18 protein-coding genes are annotated in these 23,427 nt (G+C 38.7%); 13 read left to right on the top strand and 5 right to left on the bottom strand.

Annotation, left to right across the window (positions count from 1 at the left end; translation table 11 throughout):
• Window positions 1–20: 20 nt before the first annotated feature.
• Genes DYD17_RS05990 through DYD17_RS05980 form a run of 3 tightly spaced genes read left to right on the top strand, consistent with a single transcriptional unit; the run spans window position 21 to window position 3,568 of the window.
• Window positions 21–1,553 carry an ABC transporter ATP-binding protein gene (locus DYD17_RS05990; protein WP_115276403.1) on the top strand — a complete coding sequence of 511 codons (1,533 nt, stop codon included), beginning with the start codon at window positions 21–23 and terminating at the stop codon, window positions 1,551–1,553.
• Window positions 1,546–2,610: an ABC transporter permease gene (locus DYD17_RS05985; RefSeq protein WP_003050922.1), complete on the top strand. Its 1,065-nt coding sequence runs from the start codon at window positions 1,546–1,548 to the stop codon at window positions 2,608–2,610. The genes DYD17_RS05990 and DYD17_RS05985 overlap by 8 nt, the downstream gene beginning before the upstream one ends.
• A gap of 1 nt (window position 2,611) precedes the next feature.
• Window positions 2,612–3,568: an ABC transporter permease gene (locus DYD17_RS05980; RefSeq protein WP_003050920.1), complete on the top strand. Its 957-nt coding sequence runs from the start codon at window positions 2,612–2,614 to the stop codon at window positions 3,566–3,568.
• A 168-nt stretch (window positions 3,569–3,736) separates the two neighbouring features.
• Here the strand turns inward: DYD17_RS05980 and DYD17_RS05975 are convergent, their stop codons facing one another.
• The 4 genes from DYD17_RS05975 to DYD17_RS05960 form a co-directional block, all read right to left on the bottom strand.
• The gene (locus DYD17_RS05975) at window positions 3,737–5,455 is read right to left on the bottom strand and encodes a phospho-sugar mutase (RefSeq protein ID WP_115246018.1); all 1,719 of its coding nucleotides are present in this window, start codon (window positions 5,453–5,455) and stop codon (window positions 3,737–3,739) included.
• A gap of 162 nt (window positions 5,456–5,617) precedes the next feature.
• Window positions 5,618–6,196 (bottom strand): ECF transporter S component, encoded by a 579-nt coding sequence (locus tag DYD17_RS05970; protein WP_003050916.1) that lies wholly within the window; start codon window positions 6,194–6,196, stop codon window positions 5,618–5,620.
• 66 nt (window positions 6,197–6,262) lie between these two features.
• Window positions 6,263–6,808, bottom strand: a complete 546-nt coding sequence (gene coaC / locus DYD17_RS05965) for a phosphopantothenoylcysteine decarboxylase (RefSeq protein WP_003050914.1) — start codon at window positions 6,806–6,808, stop codon at window positions 6,263–6,265.
• Complete coding sequence (locus DYD17_RS05960; protein WP_304364339.1) at window positions 6,801–7,487, bottom strand: phosphopantothenate--cysteine ligase; 687 nt, start codon at window positions 7,485–7,487, stop codon at window positions 6,801–6,803. The genes coaC and DYD17_RS05960 overlap by 8 nt, the downstream gene beginning before the upstream one ends.
• A gap of 223 nt (window positions 7,488–7,710) precedes the next feature.
• Here DYD17_RS05960 and DYD17_RS05955 point away from each other — a divergent pair, with 223 nt between their 5' ends.
• The 9 genes from DYD17_RS05955 to DYD17_RS05915 all read left to right on the top strand — a co-directional run bounded on the left by DYD17_RS05955 (window position 7,711) and on the right by DYD17_RS05915 (window position 20,152).
• On the top strand, window positions 7,711–8,544 hold the full coding sequence (locus DYD17_RS05955; RefSeq protein ID WP_003050910.1) for a lipoate--protein ligase family protein: 834 nt from the start codon (window positions 7,711–7,713) through the stop codon (window positions 8,542–8,544).
• Window positions 8,544–9,743, top strand: a complete 1,200-nt coding sequence (locus DYD17_RS05950) for an NADH-dependent flavin oxidoreductase (protein ID WP_115252897.1) — start codon at window positions 8,544–8,546, stop codon at window positions 9,741–9,743. Before DYD17_RS05955 ends, DYD17_RS05950 begins: the two co-directional genes overlap by 1 nt.
• A gap of 232 nt (window positions 9,744–9,975) precedes the next feature.
• Window positions 9,976–10,308, top strand: a complete 333-nt coding sequence (locus tag DYD17_RS05945; RefSeq protein ID WP_115252896.1) for a glycine cleavage system protein H — start codon at window positions 9,976–9,978, stop codon at window positions 10,306–10,308.
• Window positions 10,301–11,113, top strand: coding sequence for a protein-ADP-ribose hydrolase (locus DYD17_RS05940; RefSeq protein ID WP_115252895.1), 813 nt, complete (start codon window positions 10,301–10,303; stop codon window positions 11,111–11,113). The genes DYD17_RS05945 and DYD17_RS05940 overlap by 8 nt, the downstream gene beginning before the upstream one ends.
• Entirely contained in the window at window positions 11,106–11,987 is an 882-nt protein-coding gene (locus tag DYD17_RS05935) for an SIR2 family NAD-dependent protein deacylase (protein ID WP_003050901.1), read from the top strand. Before DYD17_RS05940 ends, DYD17_RS05935 begins: the two co-directional genes overlap by 8 nt.
• 39 nt (window positions 11,988–12,026) lie before the next feature.
• Window positions 12,027–13,046, top strand: coding sequence for a lipoate--protein ligase (locus DYD17_RS05930; protein ID WP_003050898.1), 1,020 nt, complete (start codon window positions 12,027–12,029; stop codon window positions 13,044–13,046).
• A 126-nt stretch (window positions 13,047–13,172) separates the two neighbouring features.
• On the top strand, window positions 13,173–14,843 hold the full coding sequence (locus DYD17_RS05925; protein WP_115276402.1) for a formate--tetrahydrofolate ligase: 1,671 nt from the start codon (window positions 13,173–13,175) through the stop codon (window positions 14,841–14,843).
• 251 nt (window positions 14,844–15,094) lie between these two features.
• Window positions 15,095–18,628, top strand: a complete 3,534-nt coding sequence (locus DYD17_RS05920; protein WP_115253257.1) for a S8 family serine peptidase — start codon at window positions 15,095–15,097, stop codon at window positions 18,626–18,628.
• A 181-nt stretch (window positions 18,629–18,809) separates the two neighbouring features.
• Window positions 18,810–20,152 (top strand): IS3 family transposase gene (locus DYD17_RS05915; protein WP_115276401.1). Its coding sequence is split into 2 segments (ribosomal slippage): window positions 18,810–19,260 and window positions 19,260–20,152, totalling 1,344 coding nucleotides; the frame shifts between segments, so codons are not numbered across the junction.
• 8 nt (window positions 20,153–20,160) lie between these two features.
• On the opposite strand, the gene DYD17_RS05910 is transcribed toward DYD17_RS05915, so the two are convergent.
• Window positions 20,161–21,266, bottom strand: a protein-coding gene (locus DYD17_RS05910; RefSeq protein ID WP_115276400.1) for an IS3 family transposase whose coding sequence is annotated in 2 segments (ribosomal slippage) — window positions 20,161–20,990 and window positions 20,990–21,266 — 1,107 coding nt in all. Because the reading frame shifts where the segments join, the coding sequence is not laid out codon by codon here.
• A 412-nt stretch (window positions 21,267–21,678) separates the two neighbouring features.
• Between DYD17_RS05910 and cls the strand changes: the two genes are divergently transcribed.
• Window positions 21,679–23,256 (top strand): cardiolipin synthase, encoded by a 1,578-nt coding sequence (gene cls, locus DYD17_RS05905; RefSeq protein ID WP_003050881.1) that lies wholly within the window; start codon window positions 21,679–21,681, stop codon window positions 23,254–23,256.
• Window positions 23,257–23,427: the final 171 nt, after the last annotated feature.

The following is a 23,427-nucleotide window of genomic DNA, read 5'->3' as shown; positions in this document are numbered from 1 at the left end:
AATTGAAAGGAAATTATCCTATGACACAGCATGTCATTGAAATGAGAGAAATCACGAAAAAATTTGGTGATTTTGTTGCAAATGACCACATTAATTTGAATGTCAGAAAAGGTGAGATTCATGCCTTGTTGGGTGAAAATGGGGCAGGTAAATCAACTTTGATGAATATGCTAGCTGGTCTCTTGGAGCCAACTAGTGGAGAAATTGTCATTAATGAAAAGCCAGTTCTGATTGATTCGCCGTCTAAATCCGCTAAACTTGGTATCGGAATGGTCCATCAGCACTTTATGCTGGTAGAAGCCTTTACAGTTGCAGAAAATATTATTTTAGGTAACGAAAAGGTGAAAAACGGTCGCTTGGATCTTAAACAAGCATCGAAAGAAATTAAAGAACTGTCTGAAAAATATGGCCTTGCAATCAATCCGTCAGCTAAAGTTGCTGATATTTCAGTTGGAGCTCAACAACGTGTTGAGATTTTAAAAACCTTGTATCGCGGTGCAGATATCTTGATTTTTGATGAGCCTACAGCTGTTTTAACGCCAGCTGAGATTCAAGAATTAATGGGCATCATGCGCAATTTGGTTAAAGAAGGCAAATCAATTGTCTTAATCACACACAAGTTAGATGAAATTAGAGCTGTTGCGGATCGAGTTACGGTTATTCGCCGTGGTAAGAGTATTCAAACAGTTGATGTAGCTGGTGCGACTTCAAAAGATTTAGCGAAAATGATGGTTGGGCGTTCTGTTTCATTTACAACGACTAAAAAACCATCTGAACCTAAGGACATTGTTTTGTCTATTAAAAATCTAGAAGTAGATGAAAACCGTGGGGTTCCAGCAGTTAAAGGCTTGTCTTTGGATGTAAGGGCAGGTGAAATCGTTGGTATTGCAGGTATTGATGGTAATGGTCAATCAGAATTAATTCAGGCTATCACTGGTCTTCGTAAGGTGAAATCAGGGAGTATCATGATTAAAAATCAAGAAGTAACACATTTGACTTCTCGAAAAATCACTGAGTTATCAGTAGGACATGTCCCAGAAGACCGTCATAGAGATGGTTTGGTGTTGGATTTATCACTAGCTGAAAACACAGCCTTGCAAACCTACTACAAAGAACCGCTAAGTAAAAATGGTATTCTAAACTATAATAAAATCAATGAATACGCCCGTAACTTGATGAGTGAATTTGATGTTCGTGGTGCTAATGAACTGGTTCCTGCTCGAGGGTTTTCAGGTGGTAACCAACAAAAAGCTATCATTGCTCGTGAGGTAGACCGCGATCCTGATTTATTGATTGTTAGCCAACCAACACGTGGGCTAGATGTTGGAGCTATTGAATATATCCATAAGCGTCTGATCGAAGAACGTGATAAAGGCAAAGCTGTTCTCGTCGTTAGTTTTGAACTTGATGAAATATTGAATTTATCAGACCGTATTGCAGTTATTCATGATGGTAAAATTCAAGGTATCGTATTACCACAAGATACTAACAAGCAAGAACTTGGTATCTTGATGGCTGGTGGTTCAATTCATGAGGAGGAAAGTCATGTCTAAAAATGCACAAAAAATTGCTGTGCCAATGATTTCCGTCTTATTAGGATTTTTACTTGGCGCCATTATCATGTTTATCTTTGGCTACGACCCAATTTGGGGTTACGAAGGCCTGTTCCAAATCGCTTTTGGTAGTGTCAAAAATATCGGGGAGATTTTCCGAGCAATGGGGCCACTGATTCTAATTGCACTCGGATTTACAGTTGCTAGTCGCGCTGGTTTCTTCAACGTCGGATTATCAGGTCAAGCCTTAGCAGGTTGGATTGCTGCCGGATGGTTTGCATTAGTTAATCCAGACATGCCGCGCCCTCTTATGATTATCATGACTGTTTTAATTGGTATGATTGCTGGAGGAATTGCGGGCGCTATTCCAGGTATTTTGAGAGCTTACCTTGGTACCAGTGAAGTTATTGTTACCATCATGATGAACTATATTATTCTTTATGTTGGTAATGCTATCATTCAAAAAGGATATCCGGAAAGTGTCAAACAAAGTATTGACTCAACGATTCAGGTGAGCGATAATGCAAGTTACCAAACTCACTGGTTATCTGCTTTAACAAACAACTCGCGGATTAATATTGGTATTTTCTTTGCCATTGTAGCTATTGCAGTGATTTGGTTCTTGTTGAACAAAACAACACTTGGATTTGAAATTCGTTCGGTAGGGCTTAACCCACATGCCTCAGAATACGCAGGGATGTCATCAAAACGTACTATCATTTTATCAATGATTATCTCTGGAGCCCTAGCAGGTCTTGGAGGAGTGGTTGAAGGACTAGGAACCTTTGAAAATGTCTTTGTTCAAGGATCTTCTTTAGCAGTTGGTTTTGATGGTATGGCGGTAAGCTTGCTTGCAGCAAATTCTCCAATCGGTATTTTCTTCTCTTCATTCTTATTTGGTGTCTTAAATATTGGCGCTCCAGGAATGAATATTGCAGGTATTCCACCAGAACTTGTTAAGGTAGTGACCGCTTCCATCATCTTCTTTGTTGGTGCCCATTACCTCATTGAACGTTACATTATTCGCCCTAAAAAATTAGTGAAAGGTGGTAAATAAGATGAGTTTAGTAACGATTTTTGCCTTATTGGTGTCATCTATGCTTATTTATGCAACACCACTCATTTTCACAAGTATTGGGGGAACTTTCTCAGAACGTTCTGGTGTTGTTAACGTCGGTTTAGAAGGTATTATGGTTATGGGAGCCTTCTCAGGAATTGTCTTTAACCTTGAATTTGCTCAAACGTTTGGAAAAGCAACGCCTTGGATGGCCGTTTTAGTCGGTGGTATTGTTGGTTTGATTTTCTCTTTGATTCATGCTTTAGCAACCATCAACTTTAGAGCTGACCACATTGTCAGTGGTACAGTATTGAACTTGTTAGCGCCTTCCTTTGCGGTCTTCTTGGTTAAAGTGATGTATGGTAAGGGACAAACGGATAATATTCAACAATCTTTTGGGAAATTCGATTTCCCAGGTCTATCACAAATTCCTGTGATTGGTGATATTTTCTTTAAAAATACTAGTCTAGTTGGTTATCTTGCAGTTGCCTTCTCATTCCTTGCTTGGTTTGTTCTTTACAAAACAAGATTTGGTTTACGCTTACGTTCAGTTGGTGAGCACCCACAGGCAGCAGATACACTTGGTATTAATGTTTATTTAATGAAATACTATGGTGTGATGATCTCAGGTTTCCTAGGGGGAATCGGTGGAGCTGTTTATGCTCAGTCAATCTCAGTTAACTTTGCCGTAACAACTATCTTAGGTCCTGGATTTATCGCTTTGGCAGCTATGATCTTTGGTAAATGGAATCCAGTTGGCGCTATGCTATCTAGTCTTTTCTTTGGTTTATCGCAAAGTTTAGCAGTTATTGGAGCACAATTGCCAGTATTGGAAAAAATTCCAACCGTTTACTTGCAAATTGCACCATATGTTGTCACTATCGTTATCCTGGCAGCCTTTTTTGGACAAGCTGTTGCTCCAAAAGCGGATGGTGTCAATTACATCAAATCAAAATAAAAGAATTAGATTTAAACCCTTTATGAGTTTTAATAGTAACACCCCTAATGTTAGACATCAAAGTGCTAACATTAGGGGTGTTTTTTGATGGCAATGTTGTTAACGGTGCAATGAGGCATAAACAACACATCAAAAAGCCATCAGTTGTTACTGATAGCTTTTATCTTATTATTGACCAACAAAAGCGTTGATTTCCGCTTCAATATTAGCAATTTTTTCTTCAGCACTGTTAAGGGTATCACCTACTGTAGCGATATAGAATTTAATTTTTGGTTCAGTGCCAGATGGTCTAACTGCGAACCAACTATCATCTGCTAATGTATATTTCAAGACATTACTTGGAGGAGTTGTTAACGTTGTCTGGCCATCTTTAGAACTTGCAGTTTGTGCAAGGAAATCCTCTGTTAGCACAATATCAGTTTGGTTAAATTGACTTGGGGCATTGTCACGGAATTTATCCATAATTTTCTTAATTTCAGCAGCACCATCGACACCTGATAGGGTAACTGAAATGGTTTTTTCGGCAAAGTAACCATACTCTTTAAAGATTTCATCGATACCATCAGCTAGAGTTAGGCCTCGCGAACGATAATAAGCTGCAATTTCAGCAACGAGGAGAACAGCTTGAATAGCATCTTTGTCACGAACAAACGGTTTAATAAGGTAACCAAAGCTTTCTTCAAACCCAAACATGTAGGTATGGTTATGTTTTTCCTCAAATTCTTGGATTTTCTCAGCGATGAATTTGAAACCTGTTAACACGTTAAACATGGTTGCACCATAGCTTTCCGCAATTTTGGTGACTAATTCAGTTGATACTATTGATTTTGCTAATGCAGCATTCTCTGGGAGAGTCCCAGCTTGTTTGTGAGCTTCTAAAATGTATTTGGCGATAAGAGCACCGATTTGGTTACCAGAAAGGTTCCAATAACTGCCATCAGCTTGACGAATTTCAACACCGAGACGGTCAGCATCAGGATCAGTCGCCACTAATACATCAGCATCGACTTGACGCCCTAGTTCTTCAGCTAAGGCAAAGGCAGCTTGACTTTCAGGGTTTGGTGATGCAACTGTTGAGAAGTCTGGGTCTGGTTTTGCTTGAGCTTCGACAACTTGAACAGATTCGAAACCAGCTTGTGCTAAAGCGCGACGTGCTAGCATTTCTCCAGTACCATGAAGGGGTGTGTAGACAATTTTCATGTCACGACCGTATTGGTCAATCAAATCTTGGTTGATATTAACGCTTTTAACCTCTTCAAGGTAGGCAGCATCGAGGGCTTCACCAATTACTTCAATAAGACCAGTTGATTTAGCTTCTTCTAAGTCAGCAAGGGCTACAGCAAATGGGTTATCAATCGCACGAATATAGTCAGTTAAAGCATCAGCATCAGCTGGAGGCATTTGCCCACCATCAGAACCGTAAACTTTATAACCATTAAAAGGAGCAGGGTTATGACTAGCAGTTACCATAATACCAGCAAATGCTCCGAGATGACGAACAGCAAAAGACAGCTCAGGAGTAGGGCGTAGGCTTTCAAAAACATAAGATTTAATGCCATGGGCCGCTAATACTTGGGCAGATTCGAAAGCGAATTCTGGTGAAAAATGTCGTGAGTCATAGGCAATAGCAACCCCAGCTTTTTTGGCTGTTTCGCCTTTTGATTCAACTAATTTGGCAAGGCCTTCTGTTGCTTGACGAACCACATAGATATTAATACGGTTTGTCCCAGCACCAATATAACCACGCATACCAGCTGTTCCAAATTCAAGGTTTGTGTAAAAAGCATCTTCTTTGTTTTTTTCATCCATATGGAGCAATTCATCTTTTAGATAGGTCGGCAGATCAGGAACATCAAGCCATTTTTGATAATTTTCTGTATAAGTCATAGGTGTCTCCTTATATATTTTTAACCGCTTTCATTATATCACGTTGAAAGGAAAAAATCACTAATTTTTTGCAGGGGTTTGCAAGCTTCTTTTCAATTTTTCAGATAATCAATAGGATTTTAAAAAAAGATGCCCTCTTGTGCAGGAGGACATGTGACTAGTTTATGACAATTTACGATTTAACTTCGATAAGGTTGGGATAAGAGTGAAGGTAATGAGTGCTGAAATAATCATTTCAACAATAGCATTTGTTGAGACAATCGTTGCCAGTAAAGCTTTGATATTACCACCAAAAACAGTTGAGAAGAAGACGAAAATACCCGATAAGACAAAAACAGTATTGGTCAATGAGCCCACAAGCCCAGAAAGGACTAAACCAAATTTATTATGAATAAACTTGTAGCAGTAATAAGGAGTAATACCAATCAACAAACGAGGTACCATAGCAATCATGAGAGAAGCTAAATTTCCTTGATCCACAAAAGGTGAAAAGAGATAACTGGTAGGTAGAAGGACCACAGTATTGGTTACAACACTGATTACTCCCATCAAGCCACCTAGAATGGTACCGATACGCGGACCATAAATAATAGAGGCGACAATAACTGGAATGTGAACTAATGTTGGCTTGATTGGTACTGGCCAAAGGTTGAATACCAGACTACTGATAAAATGGATGACTAACATGATGGCAAAAAAGATAGCCACTCGAGAAATATCTGATGATTTATGGCGATTCATTTCATTCTCCAATAAGTTTTTATATTATAATACCTAATTTTGAACTAGGTGACAAGGGCAAATAGATTAGGATTTTAACGTCGTTTCGATAGCTTCTAAAATGACATCAAGATCAGCTAAAGCACCAGGACCAGTATCCCCACAAGCAAGTAAGCTTGTCTTAGGAGGGATTTCAGTAAAACCTAATTGAGACAAGCGTTTTATATTGTCTTGGGTAATCGGATTTTGGTACATTTTAGTATTCATGGCTGGAGCTATTAACTTAGGGGTTGTCACTGGTAATGCAAGGGCGACACTGGAGACAATATTATCTGCAAATCCATAAGAAAGATGGGCTAAGCTATTGGCACTAGCTGGTGCAAGGATAAATAGGTCGGTTTGTTTGGCCAATTCAATATGGTTGACAATCTTAACATCATTTTCTGCCATCACATCTAGATGAACAGGATTTTTGGATAATACTTGCAGTGTTAAAGGCGTGATAAAAGCAGTGGCGGCTTCTGTCATTAAAACGGTAACCTCATGCCCTTTTTTCACCAATTGACTCGTTAAGTCTGCGGCCTTATAAGCAGAAATACTGCCTGAGACTGCTAAAGTGATGTGTTTAGTCATTTCCAACAACCCTTTCATATAATAAACTTGCAATGGCTTCTTTGGTATTAGCAGCAACCACTTCCTTCTCTGAAACAAGGAGCGCCTTATGTTGGCCAGGTTGAATGTTGGCTAAATCGTTAGCTAGGATATAATCGGCCTTATTTTTACGGAGGCTTTCACGAGCCACCTTAACCAATTCCTCCTCGGAAACATTGACCAATAATTTAAAACCAATCAATCTTATCTGAGGATTCCATTTTTTGACATAAGCAATAACTTTAGGTGTTTTTTTCAAAAAGAGAACCTGATGTTCGGAGTGTGATGAGATTTTTTGTTCTCCATTTTGATGCGTTAAAAAACTATCAAGATTCTCTGCTTGAGCCACCTCTTCGAGATCTGTCATGTAGACAGGGGTGTAGTCGGAAACGGCCATACTATGGATAAGGAGATCATGATAGGGAACTTGCTCTTCTAAAACAGTCATCAAGTCTTTAACTGTCTTGATTTCAATAATGGTTAGCTTATCAGAAGCTGCTGGTTTGACAGCTGCCTTAGTTGTCACCAACGTCACCTCATGCTGATGTTTTAAAAATGTTTCAGCAACTAATTTGCCAAGTTGCCCGGTTGAATGATTGGTGATACCTCTGACGGCATCAATTGGCTCGGTTGTACCGCCTGATGTGATTAATAATTTCATAGCCATATTTTATCAGAAAAGCCTTTAATAGTAAACGAAAGTTACTGTTGCTTTAGGAAAGTATCTCATTATCTAAATACTTAACTAAACGGTTATATTGGTTGGGATTTGAAAAAACCATGAAAATAAGAGAAAAATAAGGAAAAGGAAGATTCAATAGTGGTAAAATAATGTATTTTGCGTTAAAATAGGGGAAGCGGTTTCAGCTAAGAAAGGAAAAATTGTGATAGACATTAGAGATTTAAAGCACTTGCCTGTCTCTATATACGATGAGGGAATGATTGAAGCAAAGGATGCTTTACGACCTTTTGCGTGGACAGAAGTGTTTTTAAGGGAGATTAATCGACATCCCCAGCAACTTATTTTGCATATTTGGCCCATGGCAAAAACAGTTATTTTAGGAATGTTAGATCGACAGCTGCCTTATATAGAACTGGCGAAGCTAGCACTTCAAGAAAAAGGTTATCTTCCGGTTGTACGCAATATTGGCGGTCTAGCTGTTGTGGCAGATGAAGGGATTTTAAATTTTTCACTCATTATTCCAGATCAATTTTCAGAACGGATTAGCATTGCAACTGCCTATTTGATGATGGTTGATCTTATTAGGGCAACCTTTTCAGATTATTATCAGGCGATTGACTATGTGGAGATTGAAAGGTCTTATTGCCCCGGTAATTATGATTTGAGTATTGCAGGCCGAAAATTTGCAGGTATTGCTCAGCGTCGGATTAAAGACGGTATAGTCGTTTCCATTTACTTAAGTGTTTGTGGTGACCAAACAGCTCGTGGAGAATTAATCAAAACATTTTATGACACTGGTAAACAAGGAAAACCAACAAAGGTTCATTACCCAAATATTGATCCAGAATGTATGGCTAATCTCTCAGAACTCCTAGGGACGCCATTTACAGTAGGTGACGTTACTGAACGTTTACAACTGACCTTGAGACAACTTGGATTTTCTCTGTCACAACAGTCTCCAAGCCAAGCTCTGATGGGTGAATATGATGCCATTTATGAGCGTATGCAAGCAGAAGTGTCTAGAAAGGAAGCCTGATGAAAGAAAGTTTTGGTCCTTTATATCAGCCTTTAACATTGCCAAATGGGGTTCGTTTGGCTAATCGTTTCGTTCTGTCACCTATGGTGACAAATTCCTCAACTGCAGACGGATTTGTGACCAAAGACGATTTGTTATATGCCTCACGACGAGCAGGATCAGCCCCTTTACAAATTTCAGGGGCAGCCTATATTGACCCTTATGGACAGCTATTTGAATATGGTTTTAGTGTCGCCAAAGATGCTGACATTTCTGGCTTGAAAAAATTAGCTCAGGCAATGAAAGAACAAGAGGGAAAAGCTGTCTTACAACTGACTCATGCGGGTCGTTTTGCTAGTCATACCTTAACCAAATATGGTTTTGTCTATGGTCCTAGTGAGATGAAGCTGAATTCTCCAAAACCTCACGAAGTCAAGGCTCTCTCACTTCAACAGATAGAAGGACTTATTGAATCATATGCGCAGGCGACTCGGCGGGCGATTCAAGCGGGCTTTGACGGTGTGGAAATTTCATCTGCCCAGCGCTTACTGATTCAAACCTTTTTCTCCACTTTTTCTAACCAGCGGACCGATCATCATGGTTGTCAATCACTTGCCAGCAGGGCTAAATTAACTCTGGAGGTCTTGCAAGCTGTTCAACAGGTGATTGATCAGGAAGCTCCAGCTGACTTTATCTTTGGCTTCAGGGCAACGCCAGAAGAGACGAGAGGACATAGTATCGGTTATTCGATTGAAGACTTTTTACAATTGATGGATTGGGCGCTAGAAGTGGCAAAACTTGATTACTTGGCCATAGCAAGCTGGGGGCATCATGTGTTTCGTAACACAGTTCGCTCATCTGGTCCTTATCACGGACAACTCGTGAATCAAGTAGTCTGGAATCATCTCAACAAACGGTTACCAGTTATGGCTACTGGGGGAATTAATACGCCTGAGAAAGCCATTGAAGCTTTAGCCCATTCAGACTTTGTGGGTGCCTCAACTCCTTTTGTGGTTGACCCAGAATTTGCGACTAAAATCAAAGAAGGACGAGAGGATTCTATTCATCTGAAGATTAGGATGGAAGATTTGGAAAGTTTAGCGATTCCAAAAGCTTCCTTCAAAGATATTGTTCCTTTGATGGATTACGGTGAATCCTTGCCTAAAGAATCCCGAACCCTCTTTCGCAGTCTTGCTCAATATTACGAGGAGGATAAATAAAATTCAGAGTACTTGATTATGGGGAATTGACTAAGAAGAAGCCCTCAAGAAACATGTTACCTAACCCAGACAGTACAAAACCTTGGTTTTTCTTGGTTCTGTGGGGAGCCCGAACATCAACATATTATTGAGGAAACTCACAACGATTCTCTAAAGCAAAACCAGCGTGAAACCAGCGCTGACAATCGTCGTCACTTTATTAATATAACTCTCTAAAGAGAAAGGAAAGAAAATGAAAAAATTTGCGAACTACTTACTAATTGAGAAAAAAGAAGACCGTTATACCATCAGCATGACACCCGAATTGCAAGATGATATTGGAATTATTGGTTATGCCGAATTTACTGAAAATGACACCTTAGCGGTTGATGACATTATCTTGAATTTAGAAGCGTCTAAAACAGTTATGTCTGTTTTGTCACCATTAGCAGGGACTGTTGTGGAACGTAATGAGGCAGCAACGCTAACGCCAACCCTCTTGAATTCTGAAAAAGCTGATGAAAACTGGATTGTAGTCTTGGCAGATGTTGATCAAGCAGCTTTTGATGCCTTAGAAGATGCCTAAGTCATTTGAGTTATTAGGCGAGATGATTGCGCAGCTACAATCAGAAGAATGGGTTGATGATTTTAAGGTTTCTGCTTTGCCTGCCACCTTAGAAGGACGGGAGATTTTATGGCGGTCGCTTATCAATCAGCGGCCTGCTCTTCCCTTGTCTCAAAACTACCTTGTCTTGGAAGACGCTTATTTGGATGCTTGGCAGAACTCTATTCGTCCGATAAGTCTTGAAGGTTGCCAGAAAACTGCTCATGATCAGATTTTTCTTTACCACGGAGATATTAGGCACCTTGCTGTGGATGCTATTGTCAATGCAGCAAACAGTGACTTATTAGGATGTTTTATTCCTAATCATGGCTGTATTGATAATGCCATTCATACCTTTGCTGGGAGCCGATTACGTTTAGCGTGTCAGTCTCTCATGGTTGAACAAGGGCACAAAGAAGCTATTGGTCAAGCTAAGATGACCAGTGCCTACCATTTACCAGCTTCATCTATTATTCATACCATTGGGCCAAGAATTGCTAAGGGACAACCGATTTCGCCTATTCGAGCAGATTTACTAGCTCGCTGTTACCAATCCTGCCTTAATTTGGCAGCTCAATCAGGACTTGTGAGCTTAGCCTTCTGTTCCATTTCAACAGGTGAATTTGGTTTTCCTAAAAAAGAAGCCTCACAGATTGCTATTAAGACAGTCTTAAAATGGCAAGAACAACACCCAAATCAGCGATTAGCTGTTATTTTTAATACCTTTACCTTAGAAGATAAGGCTTTGTATGATATGTATTTACAAAAGGAGAATAATTGTGAGTAATTGGAAAACTTATCCCAATGAAGACCTCACCCAGGCAGAACAACTAGCTCAATTGATTAAAGAAGCCGATGCTCTTGTTGTTGGGATTGGTGCTGGTATGTCAGCAGCTGATGGCTTTACTTATATAGGGCCACGTTTTGAAACTGCTTTTCCAGATTTTATTGCCAAGTACCAATTTTTGGATATGTTGCAAGCTAGTCTCTTTGATTTTGAAGACTGGCAAGAATACTGGGCTTTTCAAAGTCGTTTTGTGGCTTTGAATTACCTTGACCAGCCTGTTGGCCAATCTTATCTTGATTTACGGGACATTTTGGAAACCAAAGCTTATCATATTATTACTACCAATGCTGATAATGCTTTTTGGGTAGCTAATTATGACCCAGAAAAGATCTTTCATATTCAAGGGGAATACGGTTTGTGGCAATGCAGTCAACACTGCCATCAGCAAACTTACAAGGATGATTGTTTAATACGTCAAATGATTGCTGAGCAAGCAAATATGAAAGTTCCAGATCAATTAATCCCGCATTGTCCTAAATGCGGAGCTCCTTTTGAAATTAATAAACGTAACGAAGAAAAAGGAATGGTTGAAGATGCGGATTTCCAGGCACAAAAAGAACGCTATGACACTTTTCTATCAGAACACGAACATGGCAAAGTGCTCTATTTAGAGATTGGTGTGGGGCATACCACACCTCAATTTATTAAACACCCTTTTTGGAAGCGCGTATCAGAAAATCCTGATGCCTTATTTGTGACCTTGAACCACAAACACTATCGTACCCCTCAACAGTTAAGATCACAGAGTTTAGAACTAACAGACCATATTGCCCAATTGATTAAGGACGCAAAAACTATATACCAAACACTATAAACCATACGAGCTAACTCACAAATAGAGAGGACAACTAACATGTATCTTATTGAACCAATTCGTAACGGTAAACGAATTACTGACGGAGCTGTCGCTCTAGCTATGCAAGTGTACGTCCAAGAAAATTTATTTTTGGATGACGATATCTTATTTCCATACTATTGTGATCCCAAAGTTGAGATTGGAAAATTTCAAAATGCAGTCGTCGAAACCAATCAAGATTATTTAAAAGAACATCATATTCCTGTTGTTCGCCGAGATACTGGTGGTGGAGCTGTGTATGTTGATTCTGGAGCTGTTAACATTTGTTATCTTATTAATGATAATGGGATTTTTGGGGATTTCAAACGAACCTATCAACCTGCTATTGAAGCACTTCACCATTTGGGAGTGACAGGTGTGGAAATGACCGGACGAAATGATTTGATCATCGATGGTAAAAAAGTATCTGGAGCTGCAATGACCATTGCCAATGGCCGTGTCTATGGGGGTTATTCGCTACTTTTAGATGTGGATTTTGAAGCTATGGAAAAGGTACTGAACCCTAACCGAAAAAAAATTGAATCAAAGGGTATCAAATCAGTGCGAAGCCGAGTAGGTAATATCAGAGAACATTTAGCACCGCAGTATCAAGGTATTACTGTTGAGGAATTTAAAGATTTGATGGTTTGTCAGTTATTAAAGATTGAAACCATTAGTCAGGCAAAACGCTATGACTTGACTGAAGAAGATTGGCAACAGATTGATGCCTTAACAGAGCGTAAGTATAAAAATTGGGAGTGGAACTATGGCAATTCTCCACAATACCGTTACCATAGAGATGGCCGCTTTGCTGGAGGAACGGTTGATGTACATCTCGATATCGTAAAAGGTTCGATTGCTGACTGTCGCATTTACGGAGACTTTTTTGGAAAAGCAGATATTACAGAACTGGAACACCTCTTGATTGGCACCAGAATGGAAAAAGAAGATGTGCTTGCTGTTCTGGAATCAACTCATTTAACGCCTTATTTAGGGGCTATTACAGCAAGAGAATTGGTGGATTTGATGTTTTCCTAGTAAGTTTAACTTGGAGTAGGTGAAAACAAACTAGAAAACGAACATTCTTTGTTGTGATTCAAATAAATGTACGCCTAGCTTAAAATGTGATATAATGACGACATTACATAAAATTGAGGAGTTATCATGAAATCAGATATCGAAATCGCCCAAAGTGTCACCTTACAACCAATTACTGATATTGTTAACAAAATTGGAATAGAAGCTGATGATATTGAGCTTTATGGTAAATATAAAGCTAAATTATCTTTTGAGAAAATCAAATCCGTCTCAACAAATGAGCCTGGAAAATTAATCTTGGTAACTGCTATTAACCCTACTCCGGCAGGCGAAGGGAAATCAACCATGTCCATTGGATTGGCAGATGCTTTAAATCAAATTGGTAAAAAAACCATGATTGCTTTACGCGAGCCTTCCCTTGGCCCTGTTATGGGGATTAAAGGGGGTGCAGCAGGCGGGGGCTACGCCCAAGTCTTGCCAATGGAAGATATCAATCTTCACTTCACAGGCGATATGCATGCCATTACCACAGCCAACAATGCCTTATCAGCTTTGATTGATAATCATTTACAGCAAGGAAATGATTTAGGAATCGATCAACGTCGTATTATATGGAAGCGCGTGGTAGATCTTAATGATCGTGCTCTTCGCCAAGTAATTGTCGGCTTAGGCGGTTCTGTGAATGGTGTGCCACGCGAAGATGGATTTGACATCACAGTAGCTTCTGAAATCATGGCTATCTTATGTTTAGCGACTGATTTAAAAGACCTGAAAGAACGATTGGCAAACATTGTGATCGCTTATACCTATGATCGTAAGCCTGTCTATGTTCGTGACTTGAAGGTTGAAGGAGCATTAACATTAATTCTAAAAGATGCTATCAAGCCAAATTTAGTGCAGACGATTTATGGAACACCAGCCCTTGTTCATGGGGGACCATTTGCTAATATTGCCCATGGATGTAACTCTGTCCTTGCTACCTCAACAGCCTTGCGTTTGGCAGATTACACCGTTACAGAAGCTGGATTCGGTGCTGATTTGGGTGCTGAGAAGTTCCTCGATATTAAAGTTCCTAACCTTCCTAAAGCACCAGATGCTATTGTGGTGGTTGCCACCTTACGTGCTCTTAAGATGCACGGAGGAGTTGATAAGGTCAATTTGTCGACTGAAAATTGCGAAGCTGTGCGGTTAGGTTTTGCCAATTTAAAACGTCATGTCGACAATATGCGTCGCTTCCAAGTACCAGTTGTTGTTGCAATCAATGAATTTGTTGCAGACACCGAAGCTGAAATTGCGACTTTAAAGGCTCTGTGCGCTGATATAAATGTTCCTGTAGAATTATCCAGTGTTTGGGCTAATGGAGCTGAAGGAGGCGTAGAATTAGCCCAAACAGTGGTTCATGTGATTGATCAAGGATCCTCTGATTACAAGCGTCTTTATGCAGATGAAGATTCATTGGAAGAAAAAGTGACCAAGATTGTTACCCAAATTTATGGGGGTAAAGCTGTCCAATTTGGCGCAAAAGCCAAAACACAATTGAAGCAGTTTGCAGAATTTGGTTGGGATAAGTTGCCTGTCTGTATGGCTAAGACACAATACAGTTTCTCCGATAACCCTTCCTTGTTAGGAGCACCGACAGATTTTGACATCACTATCCGTGAATTTGTTCCTAAAACAGGAGCAGGATTTATTGTTGCTTTAACAGGAGATGTGATGACTATGCCTGGCCTACCAAAAGTTCCAGCAGCAATGGCAATGGACGTTACCGAAGACGAGACAGCAATTGGTTTGTTTTAATCAAAAATAATCTAAACCTTAATAAAGCGAAGAAACCTGATGGATTAATCATCAGGTTTTTTAGGTGTTCTTTTCTTTGTTAACGCTTATTTTAAGTCATGGTAACATTCCAGAAGCTAAATAACTGCTTTCAGTGATATCAAAAAAATTAATGATAAGAAAAATAAATTAATTTTGAATAAATCTATTGTTAATTTTTTAATAATGTTGTATCATTATATTCACACGTTATTGGAGGTATTGTAGTGACCATGAAAAATCACTCTAAGAAAAAAATAGTATGTCAATTGACGCTTGCAACAACAAGCCTTTTATTATTAAATCATCACTCTGTGTTAGCCGATGAACAAGTTACTGAAGAAACAGTCCTTCAGGCTAACTCAGCAGCATCCCCAGTTGTTGATGAAAAAACTGAAACTTCAACAATAGCTACTAACTCAGAAACTAGTTCTGAAACAGAAGAAAGCGGAGCAGCAGCTGACGAAGCAAAAGAAGAGGCTCCTAAGGCAGACGAAACTATCTCAAAAGAGCAAGAGCCAATTCCAGCTTTTGCTGAAAAAACAGAATCTCTTCCTAGTCAACTTTCTAAAAATGATTTGACGAAAATACAAGAATTGCAATTAAAAACAGATAAGGGAAGTGGTCAGATTATTGCAATTATTGATGATGAATTTGATCCAGAACATGAGGTTTTCAAGCTAGATCATCGGTTACAAGAATATCCTAATCTCTTAACCAAAGAAAAATTCTCCAAGATTAAAGAAGAACAAAATATTTCTTATGGTCGATGGTATAATGAAAAGGTTATTTTTACTTACGATTATTCTAAAGAAACAGATGAGATTTTTGATCCTAAAGCAAGTAATGTCCATGGGACACATGTTGCAGCGATTGCTACAGGTAATGGAGAAAAAGCAACTGAAAATAGTCTTCGTATGGAAGGAATAGCGGCCAATGCTTCTATTTTGATGATGAAAGTGAAGAGCGGAGGGCAAAAAGATGCTTTTGCTATTTCTTATGCTAAAGCTATTCAAGATGCTGTTAAGCTTGGGGCAACAGTCATTAACATGAGCTTTGGAAAAGCAGCTGATTCGTTAAGTGATTTGCATCCAGACGTCAAAACAGCTATTATAGCAGCAAAAAATAAAGGTGTTTTATTAGTTGCCGCAAGTGGTAATGAGGGGGCTATTGGCATGGGAAGTCGTTTGCCATTGTCTAGCAATCCTGACTTTGGAACATTAAATAGCCCAGCTATCTCAGAAGATGTTATCAGTGTGGCAGCTGCTAATCCAATGTCTATTATTAGTCAATCACTTCAAGTGACAATAGATGATCAGTCAAAAAGTTTACCAATCTTTCTTTCAGCTCATAAGAGTTTTGACGATAAAAAACAATATACGTTAGTAGATGCAGTTTTCGGAGAAGAAGGTGATTTTGAAACTGTTGATGCTAAAAATAAGGTTGTGCTAATCCAACGTGGCGGTAGCCTAAATTTCTCACAAAAGATTGAAAATGCTCTGAAAGCGGGAGCAGCAGGGGTTATTATCTCTAATAACGACGCTCTTCAAGGAAATTTCACAATTGCCCACTACTTTATTCCAAAAGGTTGTTCTATCCCAGTAGGGTTTATCAGTCTTAAAGACTCAGCACTATTAAAAAAGGCAAATAATTTCATGTTCAATAAAGCTTTTGAAGTTTTTGCTAATAATGCTGGACTTCGTCCTATCAGTCAATCAAGTTGGGGAGTTACTGCTGAAGGTATGATAAAACCAGATATTGCAGCTCCAGGATTCAATATTCTGTCAGCAACAGAAGGAAAACAATATGGCTACGAAAGTGGAACAAGTATGGCGACGCCACATGTTTCTGGCATTTTGTCGCTTCTTCAAAAAGCTTATAAAGATAGATTCCCAGAATTAACAGATAATCAACGTTCACAATTAATTAGAACGGTTGTGATGAGTTCTGCAACTGCTTTATATAGTCCTGAGGAGCAAGCTTACTTTTCACCACGTCATCAAGGTGCTGGTCATATTGATGCTCAAAAGGCTCTAAAAGCCGACTATTACTTAACAGATGCAGCTGGTCAAGCAAAAATTAATCTTGGTAATATCCAAGACAAGTTTGTGGTAACCCTTAATGTAAAACGCCTTACAAAAAAGCAAGCGCCTAAAACCCTTTATTTCCAATTGAACTTAGGGACTGATAAAACAAAAGATGGTCACTTCGAATTGCAACCGAAGGGCTTGCAATCATCTGAATGGCAAGCTATTACTATCACGAATGATGTGGAAGAGATTCAAATTGCCGTTGATGCTTCAGCCTACGCTGCAGATTTGTTAAAAGAAATGCCAAACGGCTATTTCCTTGAAGGATTTGTTCGTTTTACAGATAACTTAGATCGCCAAGATGAACTAATGAGTATTCCATTTAGTGGATTTAGAGGCGACTTTGCTAATCTTCCTGCTTTGGATACACCAATTTATGATACCCTCGAAGCAGGTGCTTTCTATCAAAAACTTGAGAAAGATGATGAAACAGGTAAGTACTTGCTTCCTGAAAAAGATAGCAAGGTAACTGCATTGGTGAGTGTCGCTACACCTTACTTCTTAGCTCAAGAAACTAAGGCAGGTGAAATCAACGAACTAGGTGCTGAAGCGGGACGTAATATTATTTTAGGGACAGAGGCTTTAGAAGGAGAGAGGGATGTCATTGCACCAATGGCAGAACGCATTTTCCAAATCTCTCCAAATGGTGATGGGCATAAAGACAGTGTTCTTTTCCAAGGAATCTTCCTTCGAAATGTTAAAAATATTAAAGCACAAGTACTTGATAAAAACGGTAAACTTGTATGGGAAAGTTCATCCACTGCTACACGTAAATATTTCCAAGACTTAGATGAAAGTGCTAAAGTAATGCATCGCTTTGAAAACACTAAGTGGGATGGTCAAACAAGTGACGATGAAACCGTTGAAGATGGACTGTATATTTACCGAGTACTCTACACACCAGTAGCAGAAGGTGCAAAAGCTCAAATCCAAGATTTTAAAGTAGAAGTGAAAACAAGTCTACCTGAACTTCCAACGAAAGCATCCTATGATACCGAAACAGGTAAATTCAGTATTGATGTGAGTCAATTACCAGAAGGTGTTCGTTTCCAAATTGGTTATAATACTGAAATTCCAGCTGAAGTTGAAGAGGGTGAGGAACCTTATAATGATCAGGTTGTTCACTATATTCCAATGCAGGCAGATGGAAGCTTTGATATTCCAAAAACAATTGAAACAGAATTATCAGAAAAACCACTGACAGTTGACTTTAGCAAACTTGTTTTAATTGCAGAAGATCGTTTCGGCAATTACCATGCTGTTTCTCTTGAAAAACTTTTACCTAAAGGTCAATCAGATCAGCCTACAGAAAACGAGGACGTTGAAAAAGAATCTTTTCAACCCATGACAAATGAAGAAGAACAGTCTTCAGAAGCATCTACAGATCCTGAAATGACTGATAAGCAACTCAAAGAATTCATTGATCGTATGATCGATGACGCTAATCTCTTGATCCTTACGGAAACAAAATCGGACCAACCTAAGGTATTAGCTCCACAAGGCTTAGATGAAAAAGAAAATGCTGACACATTCCACCACAATATGGAAATTCAATCATCTTCAGCAAAAGTACTCCCTAAGACAGCAGAACGTTCAAACCTTTCTCTTTTAGCTGGACTAGGACTTCTATGCTCAACTGTTTTTGTAGCTCTTTTCAAAAAGAAAGAAAAACAATAAGTCCTTTTCATAAAACAAATCACTAATAATTTAGCTTAGTATTAGTATTGACTAATTTAGTTTAATCCTTTAGTGAATTCTGCTGATTCGCTAGTTAAGAGGATAGATTTCCAAAAAGAAGCAAAATATGAACTGCACCCCAAAAGTTAGACAACAAATCTAACTTTTGGGGTGTTTTTCTATGAAATTAAGTTATGAAGATAAAATTGAAATCTATCGCTTACGACAATCTGGTTGGACATGGCCTAAAATCAGTCAAACATTTAATATGAGTAAGTATAACCTTCAATACATGGTCCGCCTTATTGATATACACGGATTGGAAAGTGTTTGTAAAAGGAAAAATAGGTATTATTCTCCTGAACTAAAGCAGGAAATCATAAACGAAGTTCTGATGAAAGGTAGGTCTCAGCTAGAGGTTTCTCTAGATTATGGATTACCAAACAAGGGAATGCTTCCTAATTGGATAGCGCAATACAAGAAAAACGGGTATACTATTCTTGAGAAATCAAGAGGGAGACCTGTAAAGATGGGACGCAAACCAAAGAGAAAACTTGAAGAAATGACTGAATTAGAGCGTCTTCAATATGATAATGAGTACCTTAGAGCGGAGAATGCCGTACTAAAAAAGTTGAGAGAACTCCGATTGAGGGTCGAAGCAAGGCTCAAAGAGCAACAGAAATCATTCAAGGACTAATCAATGTATTTGATTTAAGAATCCTACTTAATATTTTGAAGCTGTCTCGATCAACCTACTATTATCAGGTTAAACGTCTAACTCAGGGAGATAACAACAAAGAATTAAAAGAAGCTATTCAAGATATTTATTCTGAGAACAAAGGGAGATATGGTTACCGTAGAATTCACCTCGAACTTAAAAATCGAGGCTATAAAGTTAATCATAAGAAAGTTCAACGTTTGATGACAGAACTTGGTTTGAAAGCTAGAATCCGTGCGAAACGTCGCTATAACTCTTATAAAGGTGAGGTTGGCAAGAAAGCTGATAATCTCATTAAGCGTCAATTTAAAGCTACCCAACCACTTAAGAAGTGTTATACCGATGTCACAGAGTTTTCAATTCCTGCTAGTGATCAAAAATTGTATCTATCACCAGTTCTTGATGGCTTTAACAGTGAGATTATTGCATATCATTTATCTACCTCGCCAAACTTACAACAACTTAAAACGATGCTTTCCGAGGCTTTTCCTGAACAAACTTACCAGGGCACTATTTTACATAGTGACCAAGGATGGCAATATCAACACACTTACTACCATCATTTTCTTGAGGTGCATGGAATGAGACCGTCCATGTCGCGTAAAGGAAATAGCTTAGATAACGGCATGATGGAATCTTTTTTTGGAACATTGAAGACAGAAATGTTTTATGGGTTTGAGAAGGAATTTACTTCCCTCGAAACATTAAAAACAGCTATTTCAGAATATATCAACTACTACAACACTAAACGAATCAAACTTACATTAAAAGTGAAAAGGCAACACTTTTCTGTACAACATTTATAAAGTGTTTTCTAGGCAATTAATCTTTTAGTCATTGGTGTTTGGTAGTTGAGACTACCATGAATGCGGTGGTAATTCCACCAATGAACATAGTCTTTAGTCTTAAGAGCTAGTTCTTCCAGCGATTGAAAGGTTTCTTGATAAACAAATTCAATTTTGAAAGCACGATACGTACTTTCAGCTACGGCATTGTCATAAGGACAACCAGCCTGACTAAGCGAACGTGTGATTCCAAAGGCTTCCAATATTTCATCAATTAACTGATTATCAAACTCTTTGCCACGATCTGAATGGAACATCTTAACTTTGGTCAGGGCGTAAGGGATGCTTTGAATGGCTTGCTTAACGAGTTTAGCGGTCTTGTGCCAACCAAGAGACAGGCCGATGATTTCACGGTTGTATAGGTCAATGATGAGGCAAACATAAGCCCAACGATTGCCTGCACGAACATAGGTTAAGTCAGTGACTAAGGCTTTTAGTGGCCTTTCTTGCTTAAATTGCCTGTCTAAATGGTTGGGAATAGGGGCTTCATTCTTGCCTCTGGAATGTGGTTTGAAGGTGGCTTTCTGATAAACAGAAACCAAATTGAGTCGCTTCATAATGCGTCGAATCCGACGACGTGAAAGTGTGATACCTTCGTTATTCAAGCATATTTTGATTTTTCTGGATCCGTATCTGGCCTTACTTTCGAGAAAAATAGCTTTGATATTTTCTTCAGGTTCCGCTTCAGATACTGGCTCTACAGCTTTGTAATAATAGCTAGAACGAGGAATGTTCAACCAACGACACATGGCTGAAATGCTATAGTTATCCTTATTAGCAGTGATTATTTCCCTTTTTGTGCCATAATCACCGCCGCTTGCTTTAGGATATCTAATTGCATTTCGAGTTCTTTATTGCGTTTCCTGAGTTCAATCAGCTCCCGCTGTTCATCTGTCAGATTATCAACAGACTTGAATGAACCTGTTGTTTTGGCTTGTCTAACCCACTTATCGAAGGTGGAAGGGGTTAGCTCATATTCCTTGATGAGACTGCTACGCTTTCTACCAGCATTGTAAAGGTCAACAATTTGTTGCTTAAAGTCATCGGTGAAGTGACGACGTATTTTTCTAGACACATCTGTTCTCCTATTTTCTTTAGTGTAGAACACTTTATAAATTCTGTCTAGTTTAGTGTAACCTATTCAGGACTAAGTCCTGTGCAATACAGAACTCAATCCTTAACTTAAAATATAATGTCCAACTTTTGGGGTCACTTCAATAATCTCCCTTTCTTTTTAGCGAGGAGAGATTGATTTGCTTCTTTTTTATCATCATGTCAGAATCATTTATTTAGAGAGAGTTATAGTTGAAACATAGACTTTTAGAGGAGAAATAGTTAAATACTAGGAAAAAAGCTATTGTCATTAATACTATTAGTGAGCTATTTAAGAGAGTAAGGCTATTAATCAAACTAATCAGATTATAGGTGACTCGCTTCCTTCATTACTATGATATAATATGTAAAATGAGATTTGTGAAGATGGAGGATTGGTTATCAAAAAGAAAGCAAAAGTAAAATATTTGCTCCATAAAGGGAGACGAGGAGTTTTACGAGGCATTTTTAGTCGAACAACTGTTATTGTTTTATTAATTATCCTTCAGCTAGGTTTCTTATTTCTAACCTATGCTTGGATGGAGCAATACCGTGTTTGGATTACTATTTTAGAAGGTATTTTTGCTATTGCTATCGTCTTGTATCTGGTTAATAGTGAAATGGATGCCATTTCAAGAATGACCTGGTTAATTTTAATTATGATTGCCCCCTTGTTGGGTTCGCTTTTTCTCATCTACACCAAATTAGACTGGGGTTATCGCGGACTCAAACAAAGAATTAGTCATTTAGTGGATCTTTCTGCTCCATATCTCAGAGATGATGAAGCCATTTTAGAAGTCCTTAAAGATAATACCTCAACCACTTACCACCTGGTGCAATATTTGGAAAGAAGCCGCGGCAATTTTCCGATCTATAACAACACAAGAACAACTTATTTTCCAACAGGAGAAACGTTTTTCAAACGGTTAAAAGAAGAGTTGCTTTTGGCCCAAAAATACATTTTCTTAGAATTTTTCATTATAGCTGAAGGGCAAATGTGGGGAGAAATTTTAAGTATTTTAGAGAAAAAAGTAAAAGAAGGTGTGGAAGTAAGAGTCTTGTTTGATGGAATGAATGAATTGTCAACCTTATCACCAGACTATGCGGTAAGATTGCAACAACTAGGAATCAAGGCAAAGTCATTTTTACCGATCTCACCATTTATTTCCACCTACTATAATTACCGAGATCACCGAAAAATAGTGGTCATTGATGGAGTCGTTTCGTTTACGGGCGGTGTGAATTTAGCTGATGAATACATTAACGAGATCGACCGTTTTGGCCACTGGAAAGATGCTGGATTGATGTTAGAAGGTGAAGCAACAGATAGCTTTTTAATTCTCTTTTTACAGATGTGGTCTATCACTGAAAAAGAGTTGATTATCGACCCCTATCTTTCGGAACATACTCCCTCCCTTCCGTCGGATGGCTACGTGATTCCTTATGGAGACTCGCCTTTAGATACCGATAAAATCGGAGAGAATGTTTATATTGATATTTTGAACCATGCCAAAAATTATGTCTACATCATGACCCCTTACTTGATTTTAGACAGTGAGATGGAACATGCTCTGCGATTTGCTGCAGAACGTGGTGTAGATATTCGTATTATTATGCCTGGTGTTCCTGACAAAGGTGTTCCCTATGCCTTGGCTAAAACATATTACAAAGCTCTAATGACATCGGGGGTTAAGATTTATGAATACCAGCCAGGATTTGTCCACTCCAAGATTTTTGTGTCAGATAATACCAAAGCAGTCGTTGGGACAATTAACCTAGATTATCGCAGTTTATATCATCATTTTGAATGTGCGACCTATTTGTATCGTGTGTCTGCCATCGCGGAAATTGTCAAGGATTTTAAGGAAACACAAGAAAAATCAGTTTTAGTAACACAAGAACAACTCAAGACCCGCCCTTGGTATCAAAAATTAGTTGGACTATTAGTCAGAACCATTGCTCCTCTCTTGTAATTTAGGACATATTCTGTTAGAATATTATTATGCGATGAGTCGATTGTGGTTGTAAAACCACTTTTGCGCAGGGGAGGTCATTAAGGTGGGAAGCCGACTTTGATAATTTGTGTGAACCTTTTTATCACGCTCTTACTAAGTAAGAACGCCCCTAGGATTGAGATATTCTCA

It is taken from the genome of Streptococcus dysgalactiae subsp. dysgalactiae (assembly GCF_900459225.1).
In the GTDB taxonomy this organism is placed as follows: domain Bacteria; phylum Bacillota; class Bacilli; order Lactobacillales; family Streptococcaceae; genus Streptococcus; species Streptococcus dysgalactiae.
This window is presented reverse-complemented; position numbering and strand designations above follow the sequence as displayed.